The sequence below is a fragment of the Escherichia albertii genome, from assembly GCF_028622335.1.
Taxonomy (GTDB): Bacteria; Pseudomonadota; Gammaproteobacteria; order Enterobacterales; family Enterobacteriaceae; genus Escherichia; species Escherichia albertii.
Window position 1 is genome coordinate 171250 of the sequence record NZ_CP117568.1, and the last position, 23159, is coordinate 194408.

At 49.6% G+C, this 23159-nt stretch carries 24 protein-coding genes; 10 read left to right on the forward strand and 14 right to left on the reverse strand.

Annotated features, from left to right (window positions below):
- Positions 1-2: 2 nt before the first annotated feature.
- On the forward strand, positions 3-536 hold the full coding sequence (ymdB, locus tag PS053_RS00810) for an O-acetyl-ADP-ribose deacetylase (protein ID WP_025237194.1): 534 nt from the start codon (positions 3-5) through the stop codon (positions 534-536).
- Positions 478-1959, forward strand: coding sequence for a phospholipase D family protein (locus PS053_RS00815; RefSeq protein ID WP_256879498.1), 1482 nt, complete (start codon positions 478-480; stop codon positions 1957-1959). The genes ymdB and PS053_RS00815 overlap by 59 nt, the downstream gene beginning before the upstream one ends.
- A 7-nt stretch (positions 1960-1966) precedes the next feature.
- On the opposite strand, the gene mdoC is transcribed toward PS053_RS00815, so the two are convergent.
- Positions 1967-3124, reverse strand: coding sequence for a glucans biosynthesis protein MdoC (gene mdoC, locus PS053_RS00820; RefSeq protein WP_256879497.1), 1158 nt, complete (start codon positions 3122-3124; stop codon positions 1967-1969).
- 393 nt (positions 3125-3517) lie between these two features.
- On the opposite strand from mdoC, the gene mdoG reads away from it, so the two are divergent.
- Together mdoG and mdoH are read left to right on the forward strand one after the other, a co-directional pair.
- Positions 3518-5053 carry a glucans biosynthesis protein MdoG gene (mdoG, locus tag PS053_RS00825; RefSeq protein WP_072243501.1) on the forward strand — a complete coding sequence of 512 codons (1536 nt, stop codon included), beginning with the start codon at positions 3518-3520 and terminating at the stop codon, positions 5051-5053.
- The gene (mdoH, locus tag PS053_RS00830) at positions 5046-7589 is read left to right on the forward strand and encodes a glucans biosynthesis glucosyltransferase MdoH (protein WP_204628581.1); all 2544 of its coding nucleotides are present in this window, start codon (positions 5046-5048) and stop codon (positions 7587-7589) included. The genes mdoG and mdoH overlap by 8 nt, the downstream gene beginning before the upstream one ends.
- A 206-nt stretch (positions 7590-7795) precedes the next feature.
- On the opposite strand, the gene tnpA is transcribed toward mdoH, so the two are convergent.
- On the reverse strand, positions 7796-8254 hold the full coding sequence (tnpA, locus tag PS053_RS00835) for an IS200/IS605-like element IS200C family transposase (RefSeq protein ID WP_000526135.1): 459 nt from the start codon (positions 8252-8254) through the stop codon (positions 7796-7798).
- A gap of 193 nt (positions 8255-8447) precedes the next feature.
- On the opposite strand from tnpA, the gene PS053_RS00840 reads away from it, so the two are divergent.
- Complete coding sequence (locus tag PS053_RS00840) at positions 8448-8675, forward strand: YceK/YidQ family lipoprotein (RefSeq protein WP_001211108.1); 228 nt, start codon at positions 8448-8450, stop codon at positions 8673-8675.
- Here PS053_RS00840 and PS053_RS00845 read toward each other — a convergent pair whose 3' ends face one another.
- The 3 genes from PS053_RS00845 to PS053_RS00855 all read right to left on the reverse strand — a co-directional run bounded on the left by PS053_RS00845 (position 8676) and on the right by PS053_RS00855 (position 11457).
- Positions 8676-9050, reverse strand: a complete 375-nt coding sequence (locus PS053_RS00845) for a MysB family protein (protein ID WP_000180066.1) — start codon at positions 9048-9050, stop codon at positions 8676-8678.
- Between the two features lie 82 nt (positions 9051-9132).
- Positions 9133-10359, reverse strand: coding sequence for a multidrug efflux MFS transporter MdtG (mdtG, locus tag PS053_RS00850; RefSeq protein WP_024165453.1), 1227 nt, complete (start codon positions 10357-10359; stop codon positions 9133-9135).
- 177 nt (positions 10360-10536) lie between these two features.
- A complete protein-coding gene (locus PS053_RS00855) occupies positions 10537-11457 on the reverse strand; it encodes a Kdo(2)-lipid IV(A) acyltransferase (RefSeq protein WP_059227680.1) in 921 nt (306 codons plus the stop codon).
- A gap of 224 nt (positions 11458-11681) precedes the next feature.
- Here PS053_RS00855 and trhO point away from each other — a divergent pair, with 224 nt between their 5' ends.
- Positions 11682-12734, forward strand: a complete 1053-nt coding sequence (trhO, locus tag PS053_RS00860; protein WP_256879470.1) for an oxygen-dependent tRNA uridine(34) hydroxylase TrhO — start codon at positions 11682-11684, stop codon at positions 12732-12734.
- A 212-nt stretch (positions 12735-12946) separates the two neighbouring features.
- Here trhO and PS053_RS00865 read toward each other — a convergent pair whose 3' ends face one another.
- The 7 genes from PS053_RS00865 to mdtH all read right to left on the reverse strand — a co-directional run bounded on the left by PS053_RS00865 (position 12947) and on the right by mdtH (position 18298).
- Positions 12947-13060 (reverse strand): YceO family protein, encoded by a 114-nt coding sequence (locus PS053_RS00865; protein WP_001253741.1) that lies wholly within the window; start codon positions 13058-13060, stop codon positions 12947-12949.
- A gap of 47 nt (positions 13061-13107) precedes the next feature.
- Positions 13108-14226 carry an N-methyl-L-tryptophan oxidase gene (gene solA, locus PS053_RS00870; protein ID WP_000872746.1) on the reverse strand — a complete coding sequence of 373 codons (1119 nt, stop codon included), beginning with the start codon at positions 14224-14226 and terminating at the stop codon, positions 13108-13110.
- Between the two features lie 114 nt (positions 14227-14340).
- A complete protein-coding gene (gene bssS, locus PS053_RS00875; protein ID WP_000414438.1) occupies positions 14341-14595 on the reverse strand; it encodes a biofilm formation regulator BssS in 255 nt (84 codons plus the stop codon).
- Between the two features lie 288 nt (positions 14596-14883).
- Positions 14884-15129: a DNA damage-inducible protein I gene (dinI, locus tag PS053_RS00880; RefSeq protein ID WP_001217770.1), complete on the reverse strand. Its 246-nt coding sequence runs from the start codon at positions 15127-15129 to the stop codon at positions 14884-14886.
- 73 nt (positions 15130-15202) lie between these two features.
- Positions 15203-16249, reverse strand: a complete 1047-nt coding sequence (gene pyrC / locus PS053_RS00885; RefSeq protein ID WP_105197727.1) for a dihydroorotase — start codon at positions 16247-16249, stop codon at positions 15203-15205.
- 105 nt (positions 16250-16354) lie between these two features.
- Positions 16355-16915 (reverse strand): lipoprotein, encoded by a 561-nt coding sequence (locus tag PS053_RS00890; RefSeq protein ID WP_002461965.1) that lies wholly within the window; start codon positions 16913-16915, stop codon positions 16355-16357.
- A 174-nt stretch (positions 16916-17089) separates the two neighbouring features.
- Entirely contained in the window at positions 17090-18298 is a 1209-nt protein-coding gene (mdtH, locus tag PS053_RS00895; protein WP_000092181.1) for a multidrug efflux MFS transporter MdtH, read from the reverse strand.
- A gap of 235 nt (positions 18299-18533) precedes the next feature.
- Between mdtH and rimJ the strand changes: the two genes are divergently transcribed.
- The 4 genes from rimJ to murJ all read left to right on the forward strand — a co-directional run bounded on the left by rimJ (position 18534) and on the right by murJ (position 22349).
- On the forward strand, positions 18534-19118 hold the full coding sequence (gene rimJ / locus PS053_RS00900) for a ribosomal protein S5-alanine N-acetyltransferase (protein WP_000468186.1): 585 nt from the start codon (positions 18534-18536) through the stop codon (positions 19116-19118).
- Between the two features lie 10 nt (positions 19119-19128).
- Complete coding sequence (locus tag PS053_RS00905) at positions 19129-19776, forward strand: YceH family protein (RefSeq protein ID WP_113622798.1); 648 nt, start codon at positions 19129-19131, stop codon at positions 19774-19776.
- Position 19777: 1 nt separating this feature from the next.
- Positions 19778-20701: a Gfo/Idh/MocA family protein gene (locus PS053_RS00910; RefSeq protein WP_059227672.1), complete on the forward strand. Its 924-nt coding sequence runs from the start codon at positions 19778-19780 to the stop codon at positions 20699-20701.
- A 109-nt stretch (positions 20702-20810) separates the two neighbouring features.
- Positions 20811-22349 carry a murein biosynthesis integral membrane protein MurJ gene (gene murJ / locus PS053_RS00915; protein WP_001050659.1) on the forward strand — a complete coding sequence of 513 codons (1539 nt, stop codon included), beginning with the start codon at positions 20811-20813 and terminating at the stop codon, positions 22347-22349.
- Between the two features lie 39 nt (positions 22350-22388).
- Here the strand turns inward: murJ and flgN are convergent, their stop codons facing one another.
- The gene (flgN, locus tag PS053_RS00920) at positions 22389-22805 is read right to left on the reverse strand and encodes a flagella biosynthesis chaperone FlgN (protein ID WP_256879469.1); all 417 of its coding nucleotides are present in this window, start codon (positions 22803-22805) and stop codon (positions 22389-22391) included.
- A gap of 4 nt (positions 22806-22809) precedes the next feature.
- Complete coding sequence (flgM, locus tag PS053_RS00925; RefSeq protein ID WP_256879468.1) at positions 22810-23103, reverse strand: flagellar biosynthesis anti-sigma factor FlgM; 294 nt, start codon at positions 23101-23103, stop codon at positions 22810-22812.
- Between the last annotated feature and the right edge of the window lie 56 nt (positions 23104-23159).

Consider the following 23159-nt stretch of genomic DNA (forward strand, 5'->3'; position numbering starts at 1 on the left):
TTATGAAATCGCGTATCCATGTTGTGCAGGGCGATATTACCAAACTTACCGTTGATGTTATTGTTAATGCGGCGAACCCATCATTAATGGGGGGCGGCGGCGTTGATGGCGCTATTCATCGTGCTGCCGGTCCTGCGTTGTTGGATGCCTGTTTAAAAGTACGCCAACTACAGGGCGATTGCCCTACGGGGCATGCAGTCATTACTCTTGCAGGCAGTCTTCCCGCTAAAGCTGTGGTGCATACCGTTGGACCTGTCTGGCGCGGCGGCGAACAAAATGAAGATCAACTATTGCAGGATGCTTATCTTAATAGTCTGCGGCTGGTAGCGGCGAATGGCTATGCGTCAGTGGCTTTTCCTGCCATTAGCACAGGGGTATACGGTTACCCACGCGCTGCGGCGGCTGAAATAGCCGTAAAAACTGTTGCGGAATTTATGAACCGTCACGCTTTACCTGAGCAGGTATACTTTGTCTGTTATGATGCTGAAAATGCCCACCTCTACGAAAGACTCCTTACCCAACAAGGCGATGAATGATTTACCCCGGCTAGCAAGTGCGGTGTTGCCACTGTGTTCGCAACATCCTGGACTGTGTGGCATTCTCCCCCTTGATAAAAGTCTGGATGCATTTGCTGCACGATATCGCCTCGCAGAGTTGGCGGAACATACGCTGGATGTTCAGTATTACATCTGGCAGGACGATATGTCGGGAAGGCTGCTATTTTCCGCTCTGTTGGCTGCGGCGAAGCGTGGCGTTCGCGTCCGTTTGTTGCTGGATGATAACAATACGCCGGGGCTTGATGGCATTTTACGTTTACTCGATAGCCACCCGCGCATTGAAGTCCGGCTTTTCAATCCTTTTTCGTTTCGTTTATTGCGTCCGCTTGGTTATCTCACTGACTTCTCTCGCCTCAATCGCCGTATGCACAATAAAAGCTTTACTGTTGATGGCGTGGTGACGCTGGTGGGCGGACGAAATATTGGTGATGCCTATTTTGGCGCAGGGGAAGAGCTCCTTTTTTCTGATTTAGATGTCATGGCTATAGGTCCGGTCGTAGAGGACGTTGCGGATGATTTTGTCCGTTACTGGTATTGCAAGTCAGTTTCACCACTGCAGCAGGTTCTGGATGTTGCCGAAGGTGAAATGGCGGATCGTATAGAACTGCCTGCATCCTGGAACAATGATCCCATCACGCAGCGTTATTTATGCAAACTGAGATCCAGCCCGTTAATGAATCAACTGGTTGAAGGAACTTTGCCGCTAATTTGGGCAAAAACGCGTTTGTTAAGCGATGATCCAGCAAAAGGAGAAGGTAAGGCAAAGCGCCATTCACTACTGCCGCAGCGCCTGTTTGATATCATGGGCTCACCCAGTGAACGCATCGATATTATTTCGGCCTATTTTGTGCCGACGCGCGCAGGCGTGGCGCAGTTACTACGAATGGTCAGAAGAGGAGTGAAAATTGCCATTTTAACTAACTCGCTGGCCGCCAATGACGTCGCGGTGGTACATGCCGGATACGCGCGCTGGCGTAAAAAACTGCTTCGCTATGGCGTTGAATTGTATGAACTTAAGCCAACGAGAGAACAAATCGGCACATTGCACGATCGCGGCATAACCGGTAATTCCGGTGCCAGCCTGCATGCTAAGACGTTTAGTATCGATGGCAAGACGGTGTTTATTGGTTCATTCAATTTCGACCCGCGTTCAACTTTGCTCAATACTGAAATGGGTTTTGTGATAGAGAGCGGGACACTGGCGCAATTAATCGATAAACGCTTTATTCAGAGTCAGTATGATGTGGCATGGCAGCTTCGTCTGGACCGTTGGGGGCGGATCAACTGGGTCGATCGTCATGGGAAGGAAGAGATTATCCTCAAAAAAGAACCCGCCACCGGTTTCTGGAAGCGGGTTATGGTCCGACTGGCGTCAATATTGCCCGTTGAATGGTTGTTGTAAGCGTTGCTTATTGGGCTGGCGCTTTATCATTTTCACGCTTCACGATCGGCTTGCCTGAGAACAAAAACTTCAACAATGGGATGCGTAAATGAATTTCGTACAGAATTATCGCAAGCCCCACCACGAATACCAGACCACAGAGAAAACCCAGCAGATTTGATGTGATATGCGGAGTAATGTATGCACCGAAAAACAGCGTTAATGGGTGGTGAACCAGGTAAATAAACAGCGATGCGTTTACAAAATAGGTTACTCGTGCCGACTGAAAATTAAGCAATCGGTGTCCAAAGGAGAAGACCACATTTACCATCCACAGGCCAAGTACCATCGTGATCACTGATTCGGTTTCATACATCCAGGCGTCGCCGCTGCCGTAGCGCTGGTTGAGTAAATAAGCGGCAAACGCCAATGCTGCAGCGAGTGTGCAGCCACGAGATGGCGTGGTAAACAAGGATTTAAGATTAGGGAAAATAAAAGCCAGAGCTCCCAAAATAAAGAATGGCAAATAAAATAACGTTTGCATGACAATAAAATTGAACATGCCGTCACTTAAAATAGGTGGATAAACAATAAAAATCGTTCTTCTTATTGCCGCATAACTGATTCCGAGGAATAAAAAAAGCAACGAAAGATTAATCATCGAGAATTTTTTATTCGCTTTATCAGATTTTTCTAAATTATTTCTGATGCGTTTAAATATCCATACGCAAATTGTCGTCATGACGACCAGAACTAACAAAAACCATAGGTGAGAAATTAATTCCCAGGCCAGCGTATTATATTTGTCATACAAGGATAGTTCGGGCCAGGTTTCCGCTTTGCCTTTGACATATTGCAACATAATGAATTGTGGCAAAGTGAGCAGGGGAATGGCCGTTAACATTGGGATTCCTACACGTTCGACACGTACTTTCCACCATTTTTTCAATGGGTAGCGTAAAAATAGCATGTAGGAAAAATATCCAGAAATAACGAAAAATACCTGCATGCGGAACGCGTGGATGAAGTCATTAAAAAGAGTCAGCCACCATGACGGTTCTGCGCTATTCACATGCCAGGTATGGCTTGAATAGATTAAAGAAATATGAAAAGGGATCCCTAACAACATCAGCCAGGCGCGGATGGAGTCGAGGAAATATTCACGCTGCGCGGGTACTGGGTTCATATATGGTTAACTAATCTCGGATTTTTCGTCTTATCCCTGTCGGGTAATGCCTTTAGGATTTTTACCACAAGAGAGCCAGCCTGACCGCACGCGGCGCGAGCTTCATGGCTGTTCTGCATGGCATAACCACTACCACTAACCAGAATGGGAGCGTTTGTAAGACGGTAGATAAATAAATTTGCTGGCAAACCCTACACGAACTCGTCGCTTCTGTCTTTAGGAGAAGCACGGAAAGTGAAAATGGTTGTGACCAGGTGTTTAATCCATGAGCCAGTGCGCTGAACAATACCGGGATTCTGTTGTCGGAATGGCTGGTTATCCATTAAAATAGATCGGATCGATATAAGCACACAAAGGGGGAAGTGCTTACTAATTATGAAACATAAACTACAAATGATGAAAATGCGTTGGTTGAGTGCTGCAGTAATGTTAACCCTGTATACATCTTCAAGCTGGGCATTCAGCATTGACGATGTCGCTAAGCAAGCTCAATCCTTAGCCGGGAAAGGCTATGAGGCGCCGAAAAGCAACTTGCCCTCCGTCTTCCGTGATATGAAATACGCGGACTATCAGCAGATCCAGTTTAACCATGATAAAGCTTATTGGAATAATCTGAAGACCCCATTCAAGCTCGAGTTCTACCATCAGGGTATGTACTTCGATACACCGGTCAAAATAAATGAAGTCACTGCAACCGCAGTAAAACGAATCAAATACAGCCCGGATTATTTCACTTTCGGCGATGTTCAGCATGACAAAGACACGGTAAAAGACCTTGGTTTCGCCGGTTTTAAAGTGCTTTACCCGATCAACAGCAAAGATAAAAACGATGAAATCGTCAGCATGCTCGGGGCTAGCTATTTCCGCGTCATTGGCGCAGGGCAGGTTTACGGCCTTTCCGCTCGAGGTCTGGCAATTGATACCGCGTTGCCATCTGGTGAAGAATTTCCACGTTTTAAAGAGTTCTGGATTGAGCGTCCAAAACCAACTGACAAACGTTTAACAATCTATGCATTGCTGGACTCTCCACGTGCGGCAGGGGCTTATAAGTTTGTTGTCATGCCGGGGCGTGACACGGTTGTCGATGTGCAGTCGAAAATTTACCTGCGCGATAAAGTCGGCAAATTGGGCGTTGCGCCGTTAACCAGTATGTTCCTGTTCGGGCCAAATCAACCGTCTCCGACAACCAACTACCGCCCGGAATTGCACGATTCTAACGGCTTATCTATCCACGCCGGCAACGGTGAGTGGATCTGGCGTCCGCTGAATAACCCGAAACATCTGGCGGTCAGCAGCTTCGCCATGGAGAATCCGCAAGGTTTCGGTTTGTTGCAGCGTGGACGCGATTTCTCGCGCTTTGAAGATCTCGACGATCGTTACGATTTGCGCCCTAGCGCCTGGGTAACCCCGAAAGGGGAGTGGGGCAAAGGTAGCGTTGAGCTGGTAGAAATTCCGACCAACGATGAAACTAACGATAACATCGTTGCTTACTGGACACCGGACCAACTGCCGGAACCTGGCAAGGAGATGAATTTTAAATACACCATCACCTTCAGTCGTGACGAAGACAAACTACACGCGCCTGATAATGCCTGGGTGCAGCAGACTCGTCGTTCAACGGGCGATGTTAAACAGTCAAACCTGATTCGCCAGCCTGACGGCACTATCGCCTTTGTGGTCGATTTTACTGGCGCTGAAATGAAAAAGCTGCCAGAGGATACTCCAGTCACGGCACAGACCAGCATTGGTGATAATGGTGAGATTGTAGAAAGTACGGTGCGTTATAACCCAGTGACTAAAGGCTGGCGTCTGGTAATGCGTGTGAAAGTGAAAGATGCCAAGAAAACCACCGAAATGCGTGCTGCCCTGGTTAATGCCGATCAGACGTTGAGTGAAACCTGGAGCTACCAGTTACCTGCCAATGAATAAGACAACTGAGTACATTGACGCAATGCTTGTCTCCGCAAGCGAGAAAGCGGCATTGCCGAAGACTGATATCCGCGCTGTTCATCAGGCGCTGGATGCCGAACATCGTATCTATGCGCGGGAGGATGACTCCCCGCAAGGATCGGTAAAGGCACGTCTTGAACAAGCCTGGCCGGATTCTCTCGCTGACGGGCAATTAGTCAAAGACGATGAGGGGCGTGACCAACTTAAGGCAATGCCGAAAGCAAAACGCTCTTCTATGTTTCCCGATCCATGGCGTACTAACCCGGTAGGACGCTTCTGGGATCGTTTGCGTGGACGCGACGTTACGCCACGTTATCTGGCGCGATTGACCAAAGAAGAGCAGGAGAGTGAGCAAAAGTGGCGTACCGTCGGGACAATCCGCCGTTACATCCTGCTGGTCCTGACGCTGGCACAAACCGTTGTCGCGACCTGGTATATGAAGACTATCCTCCCGTATCAGGGCTGGGCGTTGATTAACCCGGTTGATATGGTCGGTCAGGATCTGTGGGTTTCCTTTATGCAGCTTCTGCCTTATATGCTGCAAACCGGTATCCTGATCCTCTTCGCGGTACTGTTTTGCTGGGTGTCCGCCGGTTTCTGGACGGCGTTGATGGGCTTCCTGCAACTGCTTATTGGTCGCGATAAATACAGTATCTCCGCCTCAACCGTGGGTGATGAACCGCTAAACCCGGAGCACCGTACGGCATTGATCATGCCTATCTGCAACGAAGACGTGAGCCGCGTTTTTGCAGGTCTGCGTGCGACGTGGGAGTCAGTGAAAGCGACAGGTAATGCCAAACATTTTGATGTTTATATTCTGAGCGATAGTTACAACCCGGACATCTGTGTGGCGGAACAAAAAGCCTGGATGGAACTGATCGCCGAAGTGCAGGGCGAAGGGCAGATTTTCTATCGCCGTCGCCGCCGCCGCGTGAAGCGTAAAAGCGGCAATATTGATGATTTCTGCCGCCGCTGGGGCAGCCAGTACAGCTACATGGTGGTGCTGGATGCTGACTCGGTGATGACCGGCGATTGTCTGTGCGGCCTGGTGCGTCTGATGGAAGCCAACCCAAATGCCGGGATTATCCAGTCATCGCCGAAAGCGTCCGGTATGGATACGCTGTATGCGCGCTGCCAGCAGTTTGCGACCCGTGTATATGGGCCACTGTTCACTGCCGGTTTGCATTTCTGGCAACTGGGTGAGTCGCACTACTGGGGACATAACGCGATTATCCGCGTGAAACCGTTTATTGAGCACTGTGCGCTGGCGCCGCTGCCAGGCGAGGGATCTTTTGCTGGTTCCATTCTGTCACACGACTTCGTGGAAGCCGCGCTGATGCGCCGTGCAGGTTGGGGTGTATGGATTGCTTACGATCTCCCTGGTTCTTATGAAGAACTGCCGCCTAACCTGCTTGATGAGCTAAAACGCGATCGTCGCTGGTGCCACGGTAACCTGATGAACTTCCGTCTGTTCCTGGTTAAAGGGATGCATCCGGTTCACCGCGCGGTGTTCCTGACAGGCGTAATGTCTTATCTTTCCGCGCCGCTGTGGTTTATGTTCCTGGCGCTCTCTACCGCATTGCAGGTGGTGCACGCGCTGACTGAACCGCAATACTTCCTGCAACCCCGGCAGTTATTTCCGGTCTGGCCGCAGTGGCGTCCCGAACTGGCGATTGCCCTGTTTGCCTCAACGATGGTACTGCTGTTCCTGCCGAAGTTGTTGAGTATTCTGCTTATCTGGTGCAAAGGAACGAAAGAATATGGCGGCTTCTGGCGCGTTACGTTATCGCTGCTGCTGGAAGTGTTGTTCTCAGTGCTGTTGGCGCCAGTTCGTATGCTGTTCCATACCGTATTCGTGGTCAGCGCTTTCCTCGGTTGGGAAGTTGTATGGAATTCACCGCAACGCGATGATGACTCCACCTCCTGGGGGGAAGCATTCAAACGTCATGGCTCACAGTTGCTGTTGGGATTAGTGTGGGCAGTCGGCATGGCATGGCTGGATCTGCGATTCCTGTTCTGGCTGGCGCCAATTGTCTTCTCGTTGATCCTGTCACCGTTTGTTTCGGTGATCTCCAGCCGGACAACCGTGGGGCTGCGTACCAAACGCTGGAAGTTGTTCCTGATCCCGGAAGAGTATTCGCCGCCGCAGGTGCTGGTCGACACGGACCGTTTCCTGGAAATGAACCGACAACGCGCACTGGATGATGGGTTTATGCATGCCGTGTTTAATCCGTCATTTAACGCTCTGGCAACGGCAATGGCAACTGCGCGTCACCGGGTCAGTAAAGTACTGGAAATTGCTCGCGATCGTCATGTCGAACAGGCGCTGAACGAGACACCAGAGAAGCTGAATCGCGATCGTCGTTTGGTGTTGTTGAGCGATCCAGTGACCATGGCGCGCCTGCATTTCCGGGTGTGGAACTCCCCGGAGAAGTATTCGTCATGGGTGAGTTACTATGAAGGGATAACGTTGAATCCGCTGGCATTGCGTAAACCTGATGCAACTTCGCAGTGAAGGTCTGGATGCCTGATGTGCTACGCTTCAGACCGCGATGTTTGTGACGCTGATAAGACGGTCGTGCATCCAGCGAAACAACGAGCACTTTTCCAGCAATAAATATCCTCCGGCATAGCCGGAGGTTTTTCAAATGCGCCTGTAAGGCTCTCTTACCAGCCGCGCCCTAACAGGCGCACACGATCTGACATTTGCATCCAACTTCCTTACTTACGGCCCGTAAACGGGCTGCCCGGATAGGGAATCGATAACTGCTCTCCCATTTTATCCTCTTCAAGCTGGTGCTTTATGTAATCCTGTATCTTCGCCGTGTTCTTACCCACCGTATCGACGTAGTACCCTCTGCACCAGAACTCCCTGTTCCTGTATTTGAATTTCAAATCCCCAAACTGCTCGTAAAGCATCAGACTGCTTTTCCCTTTCAGATATCCCATAAAGCCGGATACGCTCATTTTGGGCGGGATCTCCACAAGCATATGGATATGATCTGCACAGCATTCAGCTTCCAGAATCCGTACGCTTTTCCACTCACACAGCTTTCTCAAAATACTGCCTATTGCTCTACGCTTCTCTCTGTAGAACACCTGTCTTCGGTATTTTGGCGCAAAAACTATGTGATATTTACAGTTCCATCGGGTGTGCGCTAAGCTCTTTTCGTTCCCCATTGGGACCCCCTTTTGATTTCTTTTTTGACACTTGCAGTTGCCAGACCGCAAGGTGTTTTAACAAATCAAAAGGGGTTTTAATAACTGGCTCAAAGCTGAAAGCTTTCCAGAACCCCCAGCCTAGCTGGGGGTTTTCTGTGCACAATAAAAATACCGGCGTAATGCCGGTATTTTTTTACGAAAGGGGTATCAAATGCGTTTCATTGTAGTCGGCATCATGGTCGCCCTGCTTAGCGGATGCGGCAGTATCATTAGCCGCACCATGCCAGGGCAGGGGCATGGCAACCAATATTATCCTGGGGTGCAATGGGACGTTCGTGATTCTGCATGGCGCTATGTCACGATCCTCGATCTGCCGTTTTCTCTGGTTATTGATACTTTACTGCTACCGATTGATATTCATCACGGCCCGTACGAATAATTAACGCTCATCCCACTCATCGGCAGCGGTGCGTCCTTCTTCGGTATCCAGAGGCGGCTCAAGCTGGAATTCACCTTCATCCCATTCATGCAGTGTATTCTCTTCCTGCCACTCCTGGCGAAGCTCTATCTCATCATAATCGCCGTCAAAGACGCTTTGTGCGGCCTCACCGCTGAGCACAGGCAGGCATTCACCTTCCTCGCCTTCTTCAGCAAAAAACTCAACTTGCCACATGATGTCGCCGTCTTGCAGAACATATTTCTGCATATTGAACTGCTGTACATTCGCATCTTCAGCCTCGAGGCCTGGATTATCAGCAAGAAACTCCTCGCGAGCGGCATCAATGGCTTCTTCAAGCGTTGCGTACATAGTCATCACGATTCTCCCTTTGATTTGATGAGGATTCAGGGAAAAGAATAGCTGATTCTCCGCTTTTGCAAGTATGAAAGGCGAAAAATCAGTTCGATACTTGAGGTAATCGGCGACGGCGTAAACTGTTCCACGAATAGATTGCGTTGAACAGAACAACACTGGCGGTAACCAGAAATACGGCACGGAAACCATAATTTGCTGAGATAGCCGCGCCCATCAACGGTCCCGTGACGTTGCCAATGTCGCGAAATGACTGGTTGTAGCTGAAAATGCGTCCGGCGATTTGGTTGGACGAATTATAAACCAGCAGTGTTTGCACGGCGGGAAGCAGCGCACCGTCGGCAGCACCGAGTAGAAAACGTAAAATGCCCAATTGCAGTGGCGTTTGCACGTAAGACATAGGGATCAACAACAGCACGGAAAAGATCAACGCGGTAATCAGGATCTTTTCTGGTCCGATACGATCGCCAAGTTTGCCGAGTCGTGGTGCACTAAGTAGCGCAGCAACACCGGGAACAGAAGCGATCATACCGCTGATAAAAGCAATGTTACTGACGCTGCCCGCCAGTTCACGGACATAGAGTGTCAGGATTGGCGCGATAGAACCGGTCGCCACCTGGATTATTAACGTTGTGACAAACAGGCTAAGTACCAGTTTCGGATTTTTAAGCGAGGTCACCACTTCTCGCATGTGGAGCATCTCTTTTTTGCTAACTGGCTTGAATTTCTCTTTGATAAAAAAGAGGGTGACGAAGAAGCAGAGTATCAATACGCTGGCAGTGATAAAGAAAACGGGACGTAAGCCATAGTTATCTGCAAGCAGTCCGCCAGCCATTGGACCGAGCAGCGCGCCGCTGACGCCACCGGTGGAAAGCGTACCCAGCGCCCAGCCGCTTTTATTGCGTGGAACCTGAGTGGCGATTAAGGCGTTAGCGTTGGGAACAAATCCGCCAAGCAAACCAAGCAGCGCACGCAGGATCAAAAACTGCCAGATATTTTGCGCCAGCCCCATCAGCACCATCACGATGCCCATGCCGAGAGCTGAGCGCAATAGCATGATTTTCCTGCCTTTACGGTCGGCAAGTCCCCCCCAGAACGGCGAGGCGATGGCGGAGAATAAAAAGGTAATACTGAAGACTATGCCGGACCACATATTCAGGGCCGAGTGGCCTGTAACGCCAAGTTGCTCAACGTAGAGGGGTAAGAATGGCATTACCAGACTGAAGGCGGCACCAGTGAGAAAACAGCCTAGCCAGGCAACGATCAGGTTTCGTTTCCAGTTTATGGGGGTGTCATTATCGGAAGGTGACATAGCAATCCGCTGTTGATGCGCCGGAGCGCGGTGACCAGGAGAATAAAAGATAAGCACGCTAATTATGCGCCTGACTTATAGGTGGCGCAATGGAGAGAGCTTTTATCGCTAAATCAGCCGTGGGTATTGTTGCCGGATGTGATGTCGGCACATCTTATCCGGCTTATCTGAGAAGGATTAATAACGTGAAGGGACGCCTTCCGGGCGTGTTTTAAAGCGGCGATGCAGCCACATATATTGCTCTGGCGCCATCATGATGCATTTTTCGATCACTTTATTCATCCATGCCGCGGTGGTTTCAGCGTTATCCAGCGGCGGTGAACACTCTGGCGGCAGTATGATCAACTGATAGCCTTTGCCGTCCGGCTTACGACGTGGAACGAACGGCACCAGACACGCGCCAGATGTTCGTGCCAACATCCAGGTGCCGGTTGTGGTTGCCGCCTGTTCAACGGCAAATAATGGTACAAAAACACTTGAACGTGGGCCGTAATCATGATCCGGCGCATACCAGACCATTTCGCCTTTCTTTAGTGCTTTGATTATTCCTTTTAAATCTTTGCGATCCAGCATCGATTTATTTGAGCGCAGGCGACCCCAGGTCTGCAACCAATCAAGCAGTGGATTATCGTTAGGACGATAGACGCCAATACCCGGTGTTTTCATACCAAATTGTCGTGCGCCCAGTTCCAGCGTCAGAAAATGGATTCCGATTAACAGGATGCCGCGTTTTTGCGCCCGTATATCACGAATATTTTCTAAGCCGATTATTTCCGTCCAGCGGGCAATACGGCGGTTCGGCCAGAACCATGCCATGCCGGTTTCCATGAGTCCCATGCCAACGGATTCGAAATTCTTTACTATCATCTCATGGCGTTCTTGCTCGCTCATCTCCGGGAAGCACAACTCCAGATTGCGATATGCAATTTGGGCGCGTCGTTTCATAAAGCGTAACGCCAGACGCCCTAATACACAGCCGAGGCGATAGATAACCGGGTAAGGCAATTGCACGGCCAACCAAAGTACGCCAATACCCAACCAGGTTAACCAATAACGCGGGTGAAGCAGTGCGGTGGAGAACTTGGGGAGATTCGTCATATCAATCCTGTCTTTCAACCTATACGGATAATTGTATGTATTGTCGCATTTTTTCTCCCTCAACCAAAATTTGAGACTGGAGATTGGGTTAAATGGATATGAGTGTAAATAATTAATAATTTTTAATGCGTAAATGTAGCGTAAAATATGTGGATGTTAATTATCGATAATTGCTATATCATGCGCCGGATTTTATCTCCCCCACCTTGCAGGAATCGTACACCATGCCAGTGTTACACAACCGCATTGCCAACGACGCGCTGAAAGCCAGAATGCTGGCCGAAAACGAACCTCGCACTACCATTTCGTTCTATAAATATTTTCACATCGCCGACCCAAAAGTGACTCGCGATGCCTTATACCAGTTATTTACTGCGCTAAATATTTTTGGTCGGGTCTATCTGGCGCATGAAGGGATCAACGCGCAAATCAGCGTACCTGCGAGCTATGTTGAAACATTTCGCGCACAGTTATATGCCTTCGATCCCGCTTTCGAAGGGTTACGGTTTAATATTGCGCTGGATGATGACGGGAAATCCTTCTGGGTACTGCGCATGAAGGTGCGCGACCGAATTGTCGCCGACGGTATTAATGATCCCCGGTTTGACGCCAGTAACGTAGGGGAGTATCTGCAAGCGGCAGAAGTTAACGCTTTGCTTGACGATCCCAATGCGTTGTTCATAGATATGCGTAATCACTACGAATATGAGGTCGGGCATTTTGAAAATGCGCTGGAAATTCCGGCTGACACTTTCCGCGAGCAGTTACCGAAAGCCATAGAGATGATGCAGGCGCATAAAGATAAAAAAATCGTGATGTATTGCACGGGAGGTATTCGTTGTGAAAAAGCCAGTGCCTGGATGAAGCATAACGGATTCAATAAAGTCTGGCATATTGAAGGCGGTATTATTGAATACGCTCGTAAGGCGCGAGAGCAAGGCTTGCCGGTGCGTTTTGTTGGCAAAAATTTTGTTTTTGACGAGCGGATGGGCGAGCGTATCTCTGACGAAATTATTGCGCATTGCCATCAGTGCGGCGCACTTTGCGACAATCATACAAACTGTAAAAATGATGGTTGCCATCTGTTATTTATCCAGTGTCCGGCGTGTGCCGAGAAATTCAACGGTTGTTGTAGTGAGATTTGCGATGAAGAGAGCACGTTACCGGCAGAGGAACAGCGACGGCGCCGTGCTGGGCGTGAGAATGGTAATAAAATCTTTAATAAGTCCCGTGGACGTCTGAACGCAACGTTGAGAATATCAGAGTCAGAGAAATAAGGCGCTTTGCTCTTGAGCAATCGCTGTTGCTTCCAGTGTTATGAATGATATTTATTTCAATGATTTTGATTCAGTAGTGAAAAAATCATCGTGAGTTTAGTCGGTTCAGGTTGCTAATGATGGGAGACGACTGGCGGTACAAATTTGTCTATTCACGTGCGCTAAATGAAAGATAAATTAAATCTTTGTCAATTTGCTTCACTGAACGTTGATTAAAAATAAAACACGTAGATAAGATCCATAATCGCCAGTACCCCCCAGAGAAAAAGATAAAGCATGAGATGCTCGCGAATATTATTAATGAGATAGTTCACCAGCCGGCGCATTAAAATCTCCTGTAAAAACGGCCTCATGATTGAGGCCGTTTAGATGATTATTGGAAACGGGAAAGTCTAAAAGGTGTTAAATCAAAATCGTTGTTTTTACCTTGCGCAAAGTTGGCGGCTATTTCCCCTAATACTGAAGCAAATTTAAAACCATGCCCGCTCAGACCGGTAATCAGCAGCGTATTGTCGTGACCTGGCAGGGTATCAATAATAAAATCGTCATCCGGCGAATTATCATAAGTGCAGGCCGCGCCGTACAGGCAGCAGCCGATACCGGGTAATACCTGGCGTAAGAACGGGAAGGCTTCTGAACCATCGCTGGCAATTTCTGCAAACGGAACACGTTCATCTGGGGAGTGGATCAATTGACCGCCGTTATGTTTACCAATCTTCAGGGCATCGTTTTCGGCAGGAAAACCGTAGTATTGATCACCATTGGGTAGTTCACCGGTAAAGGCCGGGAATTTATTTTTTACGCTATAACGACCATCAGCCTGGTACCAGGCGAACACTTTACGTACCGGCTGTACAGGTAGTTCAGGCAGCAGGTCTTTCACCCATGTTCCCGCGCAAACAACCGCTTTCTTCGCCTGATACTCGCCGTCAGGCGTTTCAATCGTGACGCCGTTGTCGTCATGACGAATTGCGGTGACCGGGCAGTTAAACAGTTGCGCGCAACCTGCTTCATTCGCCAGCTTGATCCAGGTTTTTATCGCCAGTTCACTGCGCAAAAAGCCGGAATCAGCCTCAAATAAGCCGATGTAATTATCCGGGACGCGTATTTCCGGCCAACGGGACATAATGGCTTGCGCATCCAGTTTTTCAACGTTGAGTTGCCACTGTTCGGCGCTGTGGGCGACATTAGCGAGAAATTTGGAATCGGCTGGGCCAAGGTTGATAACGCCGGAACGAACAAAAATGGGATCATCTTCGTTGTGACGGGAGAGCTCATCCCACAAGATTTGTGCGCGAAGAACCAGCGGGACATACTTTTCTCCCTCACCATAAGCATGGCGAATTAATCGCGTATCACCATGGTGACTGCCGTGTTGATGTGGCGGCATATGGGCATCGGTCATCAGCACTTTCAAACCAGCCTGGGTGGCATAATACCCGGCGGCGGCGCCTACAGAACCGCTGCCAATAATGATGAGATCGTATTTCATTTTTTTCTCTCTGCTCTCATGGTTTAAGCAGAGTAATTAACTGAATGCAGATATACAACACAGAAATGATAAAGGCACCGTTCAGGTGCCTTTAGGGTGGATGGTCATGTCATGTTAATGACGCCGATACTCGTTTACCTGGAAATCACCAGATTCAATTTTGGCGATTCCTGCTTCTAATATTGAAATAAATTGTCTGGCAACATCAGTGGTTAACCAGAGCGTTTGACCAACTTCAGTCCCTTCCTGCTCGGATTTATTTGGGGTCTGGTAGTGCAAACGCAACATCAGCGCATCATAGCTATCAACGGTGCTGATGTCCCACCCAACGAGCGGATGAGTCTGAATGACTTCATTATTTTTTTCCATCATGGCCCCCTAATTCGTGTTACTAGACAACGTTATTCGAGGTTCAATGCGTTTTTATCTGAAGCAACTTCAGTATACCAATAAGTAAGGGTATTCACCGAATTTTTAAAGGGGGAAGAAGATAATTTTTTGCCTTTAAGATTTATATGAACAATAAAACAGCATGTCATTCATATTTTTTTAGCATATTGTGCAATTATTTTGAGGAAGTGTAGGCATTTTGTACACGTCGCTATTAAGTAAAATAAAAAAGCCGGGGCGACCCGGCAAAACAAACATCACTGCATATTATTCGCTGACAAACCAATCATCGGCGCTTTCCCACGTTTCTTGTAGAATTTCGCTAATGCGCTGTTTATCTTCTTTTACCGCGCCAATAACTGATAAGTTATTCGCCGCCGCATAACGTACCGAAACGTGAGTGTCATCGTCTGGAAACGCATATTGAATACGGCGAGAAAGTTCACCCGCCAGAGCATCAATGGCTCCAGTGGGTAGTGGCGATGTTTTCGCTATGGTGACTTCAATTCGCATAATAGCCCCCTGTTGAATATACTGGTTATTTATACAGGTAAAATAACCTAAAGACAACAGGCAGCTATATATTTTATTGCTTAACAGACCAGCGTACCGTTTCCCCAGCCAGGAAAGGCACCAGTGTGTCATCCGTCAGGGCAATACTCTCAACAACTTGTTGCTCTTCGCGTACCAGTTCAATAAATGACTCATTGATCGGCAGCCCGTAGAATTTCGGCCCGTTTAAGGAGCAAAATGCTTCAAAGTGTTGCAGCGCATTCATCTCTTCAAAGACGGTGGCGTAACTGCTCAGCGCCGTAGGCGCATTAAAACAGCCCGCACAGCCGCAGCTACTCTCTTTGCGATGACGCGCATGCGGCGCAGAATCGGTACCGAGAAACACGCGTTCAAAACCACTGGCGACCAGTTCACGCAGTGCTTGCTGATGCACGTTTCGTTTGAGAATCGGCAGGCAGTACAGGTGAGGACGCACGCCGCCAACCAGCATATGGTTACGGTTAAACATCAGATGCTGGGGAGTGATGGTAGCAGCCAGTCGTTCATTTCCGTCACGAACATAGTCGGCAGCGTCTTTGGTGGTGATGTGCTCAAAAACGACTTTCAGCGCGGTCAGACGCTGGCGCAGCGGTTCCATCACGCTTTCAATAAAGCGCGCTTCACGATCAAAAATGTCGATATCTGCATGTGTCACTTCACCATGCACCAGTAGCGGCATACCGATTTTTTCCATGCGCTCAAGTACCGGCATAATTGCGTCAACCGATGTCACACCGTGGCTGGAGTTGGTGGTTGCGTTTGCCGGGTAAAGTTTTGCAGCGGTGAACACGCCTTCGTTAAATCCACGCTCCAGCTCATTAGGATCCAGCGAATCGGTTAAATAACAGGTCATCAGCGGGGTGAAATTGTGCCCGGCAGGTACGGCGTCAAGGATACGCTGGCGATATGCCACGGCAGCCTCAACGGTCGTTACGGGCGGAGCCAAATTGGGCATTATGATGGCCCGACCATAGGTTTGGCTGGTATATGGCACGACAGTTTTTAACATGTCGCCATCGCGGAGGTGAAGGTGCCAGTCGTCTGGGCGGCGGATCTTTAATACCTGGGATGGTGCTGTCATTAATCTCTATGCTCCGGCTGAAGGGATGTTTTTGCCGGACACAAAGGATAAGCGGAAACGTTTTCCTTTGCACGAAAAATAAAGGGCGCGAATGCGCCCTCGTGATTAATCAGTGAATGGAATGACTATCTCGCCTGGTTTCACCTCAATACCTTTCGCCAGTTTTTTCGCCATTGCTTCACCTTTGCTGCCATCTTCGCGCAGGATGTAAGCTGGTTGCTGGTTAAAGTAGTTGCGTAATGCCTGATTTAAATAGGGAAGCAGCGTTTGCATCACCGTCTGCATTTTCTCCGGTTGTACCGCTGAGCTGACCACTTCCATCTCTTTCAGGAAGATAGCGCCTTTTTCTTTATCAAACACAGGCAGTGCTTTCAGCTTCAGTTTCATGGTTGCTTTCTGGCTGCCGAACAGAGAGTTCATATTCAGATTGGCATCCCCGGTTAGAGTAATCTTGTTCGGTTCTTCGCGCCCAATCTGACTGGCCAGGTTCGTCAGGACGATATGTACATCCGCCACGCCGGGCAAACCAATATCTTTTGAAAACTGATTATGTTTCTCAAGCGACTGGTTAATTTCTTGTTCACTAATGGTGTACTGGGTGAGTTGATTACAGCCAACGAGCAGGCCGCTGATGATGAGTGCAGCGGCAAATAAAAATTTGTTCATGGTAATCCTCGACATGAAATCTGCGTCAATATCCTGACACAACGCAGCATGTGCTACCAGCGTTAATCCCGCCAGCAGAAAAAACTTAAAACTGAGACAGTCCGCGCCAGACTGGTCAGGATGACATCGCTATTGATGATAGCAAATTGAATGACGCTTGTTTGACGGTATTTTTCAGGCATCGCGTTCCAGTAACCGACGCGCGGCGCGTTTTTGGCTAAATTGCCAACCCAGCGCAAGAAAAGTGATGATGCCAATGATGCCCAACATCATCCACGGTAGTTCCGGCTGTTGCGCCGATTTTCCCAGATCAAATAACCAACCGCCGCCGATATAACCGATAGCGCCGCCAATTGCCAGCCCCAGACGACTAAATCCCATATAGCTACCGCGTGCCCGGGCATCAGCCAGTGAGGCGCTAAGGGTTTCACGTGCAGGTTCGGCAATGATCGATCCGATATAAAACAGGCAAATCAGGGTGAAGAGTTGTTGCAGGCTGCTGACCATGCCGACTGGCATCATGCTTAACGACATTACCAGTAGCCCGGCCATCAGTCGGTGCTCCAGGCGAAAACGTTTTTCGCTCCAGCGGGCGATAGGGTAGAGCAACGTTAACGACAGACATGCTTCAATAGCATACATCCATTTAACAGCAGAAGGCGCTCCGGCGACGTCGTTAACCATAATCGGCAGCATTAACATCACCTGAACGGCCAGCATATAGTAGCCCGCCAGCGTCAGGACATAGGTAACAAAACGTTTATCGCGCATTACGCACGCCATCCCTTCACGGACCGGTGTGCGCACGGTGGAGAGTTTCCAGGCGGGTAATAACCAGGCGTTAAATGCCGCACACAGTACAAACAAAATCGCCCCTGTGGCGCAGACCAGACGAAAGTCATATTGCAACAACCAACTGCCCAACAAGGCACCAATGACCGCACCAGCACTGTCTTGCATCATCAACAGGGAGAAAAAACGACCGCGTTGCTCTGGGCGGATCAGTTTGACCACCAGCGCTGAACGAGGGGGATCAAACAACGTGCCGCCAAGGCCCGAGAGAAAGCAGGAAAACCACAGCAGCCAGGGTTCGTGGGCGATCCCCATCGTGGCGAATCCGGCGGCACGCATCAGCATACCAGTAACAATCATTGGTTTTGCACCAAAACGGTCGGCGATAGCGCCGCCGAAAATACCCAGACCTTGCTGAATAAACTGACGCAGGCCGAGGGCAATACCGACCATGACGGCGGCCCAACCCATTTGATCCACGAAGCGGATAGAGATCAGCGGGAAGACAACAAAGAACCCCAACACAACCAGCATGTTATCAATGAGGAGGAAATATTTACCCAGGTTCCTCGCCTGCGACACGCGCGACATTTCCCCTCCCGGGAAATAAAAGATGAGCACTTTCTATTCTGCATTGATGTTAAGACTTTTCCCATCGGTTCGGGGACAATATTTTTTTATCAAAACGCCGCTTTGATAGAGAGTTTTTATCAAATATGTGAATAATGCAGAAAATGCTCTTTTGGACTTTTCACAGGGTCTGGTTGTGCAGGTATAGTAATACTTACAGCGTATTAAAGACGTTACGGGAAGGAGTAGGTATAGAATGTTTGGCTATCGCAGTAACGTGCCAAAAGTGCGCTTAACCACGGACCGACTGGTCGTGCGTCTGGTGCATGATCGTGATGCCTGGCGTCTGGCGGATTATTACGCAGAGAATCGTCATTTTCTCAAGCCCTGGGAGCCGGTGCGCGACGAAAGCCACTGCTATCCTTCTGGCTGGCAGGCCAGGCTAGGTATGATCAACGAATTTCATAAACAAGGTTCTGCATTCTACTTTGGCTTATTTGATCCTGACGAGAAAGAGATTATAGGCGTAGCTAATTTTTCGAATGTTGTACGCGGATCTTTTCACGCCTGCTATCTCGGTTATTCGATCGGGCAAAAATGGCAGGGTAAAGGGCTAATGTTTGAAGCCCTCACCGCCGCCATTCGCTATATGCAGCGTACCCAACATATTCATCGCATTATGGCCAACTACATGCCGCACAATAAACGCAGCGGTGATTTACTGGCGCGGCTGGGATTTGAAAAAGAAGGCTATGCGAAAGATTATCTGTTGATTGATGGGCAATGGCGCGATCACGTGCTGACTGCATTAACCACCCCAGACTGGACGCCTGGCCGCTAAGGAGAATTTCATGAAGTATCAACTTACTGCACTGGAAGCCCGCGTGATTGGTTGTTTATTAGAAAAACAGGTGACGACGCCGGAGCAGTACCCTCTCTCCGTGAATGGCGTAGTGACGGCCTGTAATCAGAAAACGAACCGCGAACCGGTAATGAACCTGAGTGAATCCGAGGTGCAGGAGCAACTGGATAATCTGGTGAAACGTCATTACCTGCGTACAGTGAGTGGTTTTGGTAATCGGGTTACCAAATATGAACAGCGTTTCTGCAACTCGGAGTTTGGCGACCTGAAACTGAGCGCGGCGGAAGTGGCGTTGGTAACCACGTTGTTGCTACGCGGTGCCCAGACGCCAGGCGAGCTGCGCAGCCGTGCCGCGCGGATGTATGAATTCAGCGACATGGCGGAAGTGGAGTCCACGCTGGAACAACTGGCGAATCGCGAAGAGGGGCCTTTTGTGGTCCGCCTGGCTCGTGAACCAGGTAAGCGCGAAAGCCGCTATATGCATCTTTTCAGTGGCGAGGTGGATGATAATCCTGTGGTAACGGAAACGTCGAAAGCGGTTGACGGTGATTTACAGGCCCGCGTCGAAGCCCTGGAAATCGAAGTGGCAGAACTGAAACAGCGTCTTGATTCGTTGCTGGTCCATCCGGGAGATTAACGTGAAAAAAATACGTATCGGCGTGGTGGGATTAGGCGGTATCGCACAAAAAGCGTGGTTGCCGGTGTTGGCGGCTGCGTCTGACTGGACGTTGCAAGGTGCGTGGTCGCCAACGCGTGAGAAAGCCCTGCCAATTTGTGAAAGCTGGCGTATTCCTTATGCCGATTCGTTATCCAGCGTTGCCGCCTGTTGTGATGCGGTTTTTGTGCATTCCAGTACTGCCAGCCACTTTGCGGTGGTTAGCGCACTATTAAACGCGGGCGTACATGTTTGTGTCGATAAACCGCTGGCGGAAAATTTGCGCGATGCTGAGCGCCTGGTGGAGCTGGCCGCACGGAAAAAACTGACGCTAATGGTCGGCTTTAACCGTCGTTTCGCTCCGCTCTATTGTGAGTTAAAAACACAACTTACGACTGCCGCCTCGCTAAGAATGGATAAACATCGCGCCGATAACGTCGGGCCACACGATCTGTATTTCACATTGCTGGATGATTATCTGCATGTGGTGGATACCGCGCTGTGGCTATCTGGTGGCAAAGCTGTCCTGGATGGTGGCACGCTACTGACTAACGACGCGGGTGAAATGCTGTTTGCTGAGCATCATTTTTCAGCAGGCCCTTTGCAGATCACCACCTGTATGCATCGCCGTGCGGGAAGTCAGCGCGAAGCCATGCTGGCCGTGACTGACGGTGCGCTTATCGACATTACGGATATGCGCGAGTGGCGTGAGGAGCGCGGGCAGGGCGTGGTGCATAAACCGATTCCAGGCTGGCAGAGCACCCTCGAGCAGCGAGGATTTGTCGGTTGTGCACGGCACTTCATCGAATGTGTGCAAAATCAAACAGTTCCGCAAACTGCTGGAGAACAAGCGGTGCTGGCGCAACGCGTTGTTGACAGGATCTGGCGCGACGCAATGAGCGAATAAACCCTGTAACATCTGACGGTAGCAATTCATCATAATCCAGGTAGACTATTCGCCTCTTTCAGCGTCTGCGTTGCAGGCGTTTTGCCCGAGGGTCTGGATTAGAACACCGATGAATTTATTAAAATCGCTGGCTGCCGTCAGCTCGATGACCATGTTTTCTCGCGTGCTTGGCTTTGCACGTGACGCAATTGTCGCCAGAATATTTGGCGCAGGGATGGCAACCGACGCCTTCTTCGTTGCTTTTAAACTTCCTAATTTACTGCGTCGTATTTTTGCCGAAGGGGCTTTCTCCCAGGCATTTGTGCCTATTCTGGCGGAATATAAAAGTAAGCAGGGTGAAGATGCCTCGCGAGTCTTTGTCTCTTATATCTCCGGTCTTCTGACGCTGGCGCTGGCAGTTGTAACGGTCGCAGGTATGCTCGCTGCGCCATGGGTTATCCTGGCGACTTCGCCCGGTTGGTATCATACCGACCCGGGAAAATTTGCGCTGACCGTACAACTTTTACGCATTACTTTCCCCTATATCTTGCTAATCTCTCTGGCGTCGCTGGTGGGGGCGATTCTGAATACCTGGAACCGTTTCTCGATTCCGGCATTTGCTCCGACGTTACTTAACATCAGCATGATTGGTTTTGCGCTATTTGCTGCGCCGTACTTTAATCCGCCGGTGCTGGCGCTGGCGTGGGCCGTTACGGTCGGCGGTATCCTGCAACTGGTGTATCAGCTACCGCACCTGAAGAAAATTGGTATGCTGGTTCTGCCGCGTATTAACTTCCGTGATGCCGGGGCGATGCGCGTGGTGAAACAGATGGGGCCGGCGATTCTTGGCGTCTCTGTGAGCCAGATTTCTTTAATCATCAACACCATATTTGCCTCGTTTCTTGCCTCTGGTTCCGTATCGTGGATGTACTACGCCGACCGTTTAATGGAGTTCCCGTCTGGCGTGCTGGGCGTGGCGCTGGGGACCATTTTGCTGCCATCGCTGTCGAAAAGTTTTGCCAGCGGTAATCACGATGAATACAACCGTTTGATGGACTGGGGCCTGCGTCTTTGTTTTCTGCTGGCGCTGCCAAGTGCTGTGGCATTGGGTATCCTTTCCGGTCCGTTGACCGTTTCACTGTTCCAGTACGGCAAATTTACTGCCTTTGACGCGTTGATGACCCAGCGGGCGTTGATTGCTTATTCGGTGGGGTTGATTGGTCTGATTGTGGTGAAAGTGCTGGCGCCGGGCTTTTATTCTCGCCAGGACATTAAAACGCCGGTGAAAATTGCCATCGTCACGCTGATTTTGACGCAATTGATGAACCTTGCGTTTATCGGGCCGTTGAAACATGCCGGACTGTCGCTGTCCATTGGTCTGGCAGCTTGTTTGAATGCTTCGTTGCTTTACTGGCAATTGCGTAAGCAGAAAATCTTTACCCCGCAACCCGGCTGGATAGCGTTTCTGTTGCGTCTGGTGGTGGCCGTTCTGGTTATGTCTGGCGTGCTTTTAGGTATGTTGCACATCATGCCGGACTGGTCATTGGGCTCCATGCTCTGGCGATTACTGCGTCTGATGGCAGTTGTTATTGCAGGGGCAGCCGCGTACTTTGCCGCGCTGGCGGTGCTGGGCTTTAAAGTCAAAGAGTTTGCTCGTCGTACGGCTTAATACTGAATTCCGGCCTGCATTGCAGGCCGGAGAAAATCTTCAGATAGAAATCTTTTTACCGCCGCGGTGGGACGTTGAGGTTTGACCGTTTGCCCCGTACAGCGTGGGTTCCTGATGTGGTTTCAACATTTCCAGCGCCTGTTTATTGCGCTCAATCTGTCCTTCCAGTAACCAGCCGTTATGTTGATTTAACTGGCGCAGTTGCTGTGTTTTCTCAGTCATTTCCTGCCAGCGTTGTGTCGTATCAACGCTATTTCCTGCATTCGATTCCTGCTTGCGTAACTGTTCGAGATAATCCAGCGTCGCCAACAGCGAGCTTTTTTGTTCTGTTATCCATTGCAACTGGCTGCCGTTGATTTGCCCCATAGAGAGATGTTGCTGCTCTTGATCCATTACCGTTTTGAGATCATTAAGCACAGCGAACATCTGATTGAGGATCTCTGCAAGACGCGTCATATAATCAGTTACTCAGCAAGTCTTGCTGTGCTTCGCTGATCAGCGCATCGGCAATTTTGCCGGTGTCCATTTTTAGCTCACCATTATGAATCGCCAGTTTTAACGCTTCGACACGTTCAAGATTGATATCACTGCAGCCGGGCTGCATCAGTTTTGCTTGTGCATCGCTTAACGTCACACTGGTGCTGGTGGCGGCAGTCGTTTTTGCCGCGCGGGTATTCGTTACCGGCGTGTCAGTGGTTTCGCGTGGCTGAACGGTACTTATGGGCTTCAGAGGGGAAGTGCGGTCAATACTCATGGTTTATTCCTCATTGAGGGCGCTTTTATCATATGTTGCTTATTTATCGGCAAAGG

Bases quoted from the DNA above. Each gene is read 5' to 3' on its own strand.
- ymdB (WP_025237194.1), top strand. From the start codon at position 3: ATGAAATCGCGTATCCATGTTGTGCAGGGCGATATTACCAAACTTACC.
- PS053_RS00845 (WP_000180066.1), bottom strand. From the start codon at position 9,050: ATGACTATGTACGCAACGCTTGAAGAAGCCATTGATGCCGCTCGCGAG.
- flgN (WP_256879469.1), bottom strand. From the start codon at position 22,805: ATGACGCGTCTTGCAGAGATCCTCAATCAGATGTTCGCTGTGCTTAAT.
- PS053_RS00865 (WP_001253741.1), bottom strand. From the start codon at position 13,060: ATGCGCCGGCTGGTGAACTATCTCATTAATAATATTCGCGAGCATCTC.
- PS053_RS00840 (WP_001211108.1), top strand. From the start codon at position 8,448: ATGCGTTTCATTGTAGTCGGCATCATGGTCGCCCTGCTTAGCGGATGC.
- tnpA (WP_000526135.1), bottom strand. From the start codon at position 8,254: ATGGGGAACGAAAAGAGCTTAGCGCACACCCGATGGAACTGTAAATAT.
- mdtH (WP_000092181.1), bottom strand. From the start codon at position 18,298: ATGTCGCGCGTGTCGCAGGCGAGGAACCTGGGTAAATATTTCCTCCTC.
- mdoH (WP_204628581.1), top strand. From the start codon at position 5,046: ATGAATAAGACAACTGAGTACATTGACGCAATGCTTGTCTCCGCAAGC.
- flgM (WP_256879468.1), bottom strand. From the start codon at position 23,103: ATGAGTATTGACCGCACTTCCCCTCTGAAGCCCATAAGTACCGTTCAG.
- trhO (WP_256879470.1), top strand. From the start codon at position 11,682: ATGCCAGTGTTACACAACCGCATTGCCAACGACGCGCTGAAAGCCAGA.
- mdoG (WP_072243501.1), top strand. From the start codon at position 3,518: ATGATGAAAATGCGTTGGTTGAGTGCTGCAGTAATGTTAACCCTGTAT.
- rimJ (WP_000468186.1), top strand. From the start codon at position 18,534: ATGTTTGGCTATCGCAGTAACGTGCCAAAAGTGCGCTTAACCACGGAC.
- murJ (WP_001050659.1), top strand. From the start codon at position 20,811: ATGAATTTATTAAAATCGCTGGCTGCCGTCAGCTCGATGACCATGTTT.
- bssS (WP_000414438.1), bottom strand. From the start codon at position 14,595: ATGGAAAAAAATAATGAAGTCATTCAGACTCATCCGCTCGTTGGGTGG.
- PS053_RS00855 (WP_059227680.1), bottom strand. From the start codon at position 11,457: ATGACGAATCTCCCCAAGTTCTCCACCGCACTGCTTCACCCGCGTTAT.
- PS053_RS00890 (WP_002461965.1), bottom strand. From the start codon at position 16,915: ATGAACAAATTTTTATTTGCCGCTGCACTCATCATCAGCGGCCTGCTC.
- mdtG (WP_024165453.1), bottom strand. From the start codon at position 10,359: ATGTCACCTTCCGATAATGACACCCCCATAAACTGGAAACGAAACCTG.
- PS053_RS00905 (WP_113622798.1), top strand. From the start codon at position 19,129: ATGAAGTATCAACTTACTGCACTGGAAGCCCGCGTGATTGGTTGTTTA.
- solA (WP_000872746.1), bottom strand. From the start codon at position 14,226: ATGAAATACGATCTCATCATTATTGGCAGCGGTTCTGTAGGCGCCGCC.
- dinI (WP_001217770.1), bottom strand. From the start codon at position 15,129: ATGCGAATTGAAGTCACCATAGCGAAAACATCGCCACTACCCACTGGA.
- mdoC (WP_256879497.1), bottom strand. From the start codon at position 3,124: ATGAACCCAGTACCCGCGCAGCGTGAATATTTCCTCGACTCCATCCGC.
- PS053_RS00815 (WP_256879498.1), top strand. From the start codon at position 478: ATGATGCTGAAAATGCCCACCTCTACGAAAGACTCCTTACCCAACAAG.
- pyrC (WP_105197727.1), bottom strand. From the start codon at position 16,249: ATGACAGCACCATCCCAGGTATTAAAGATCCGCCGCCCAGACGACTGG.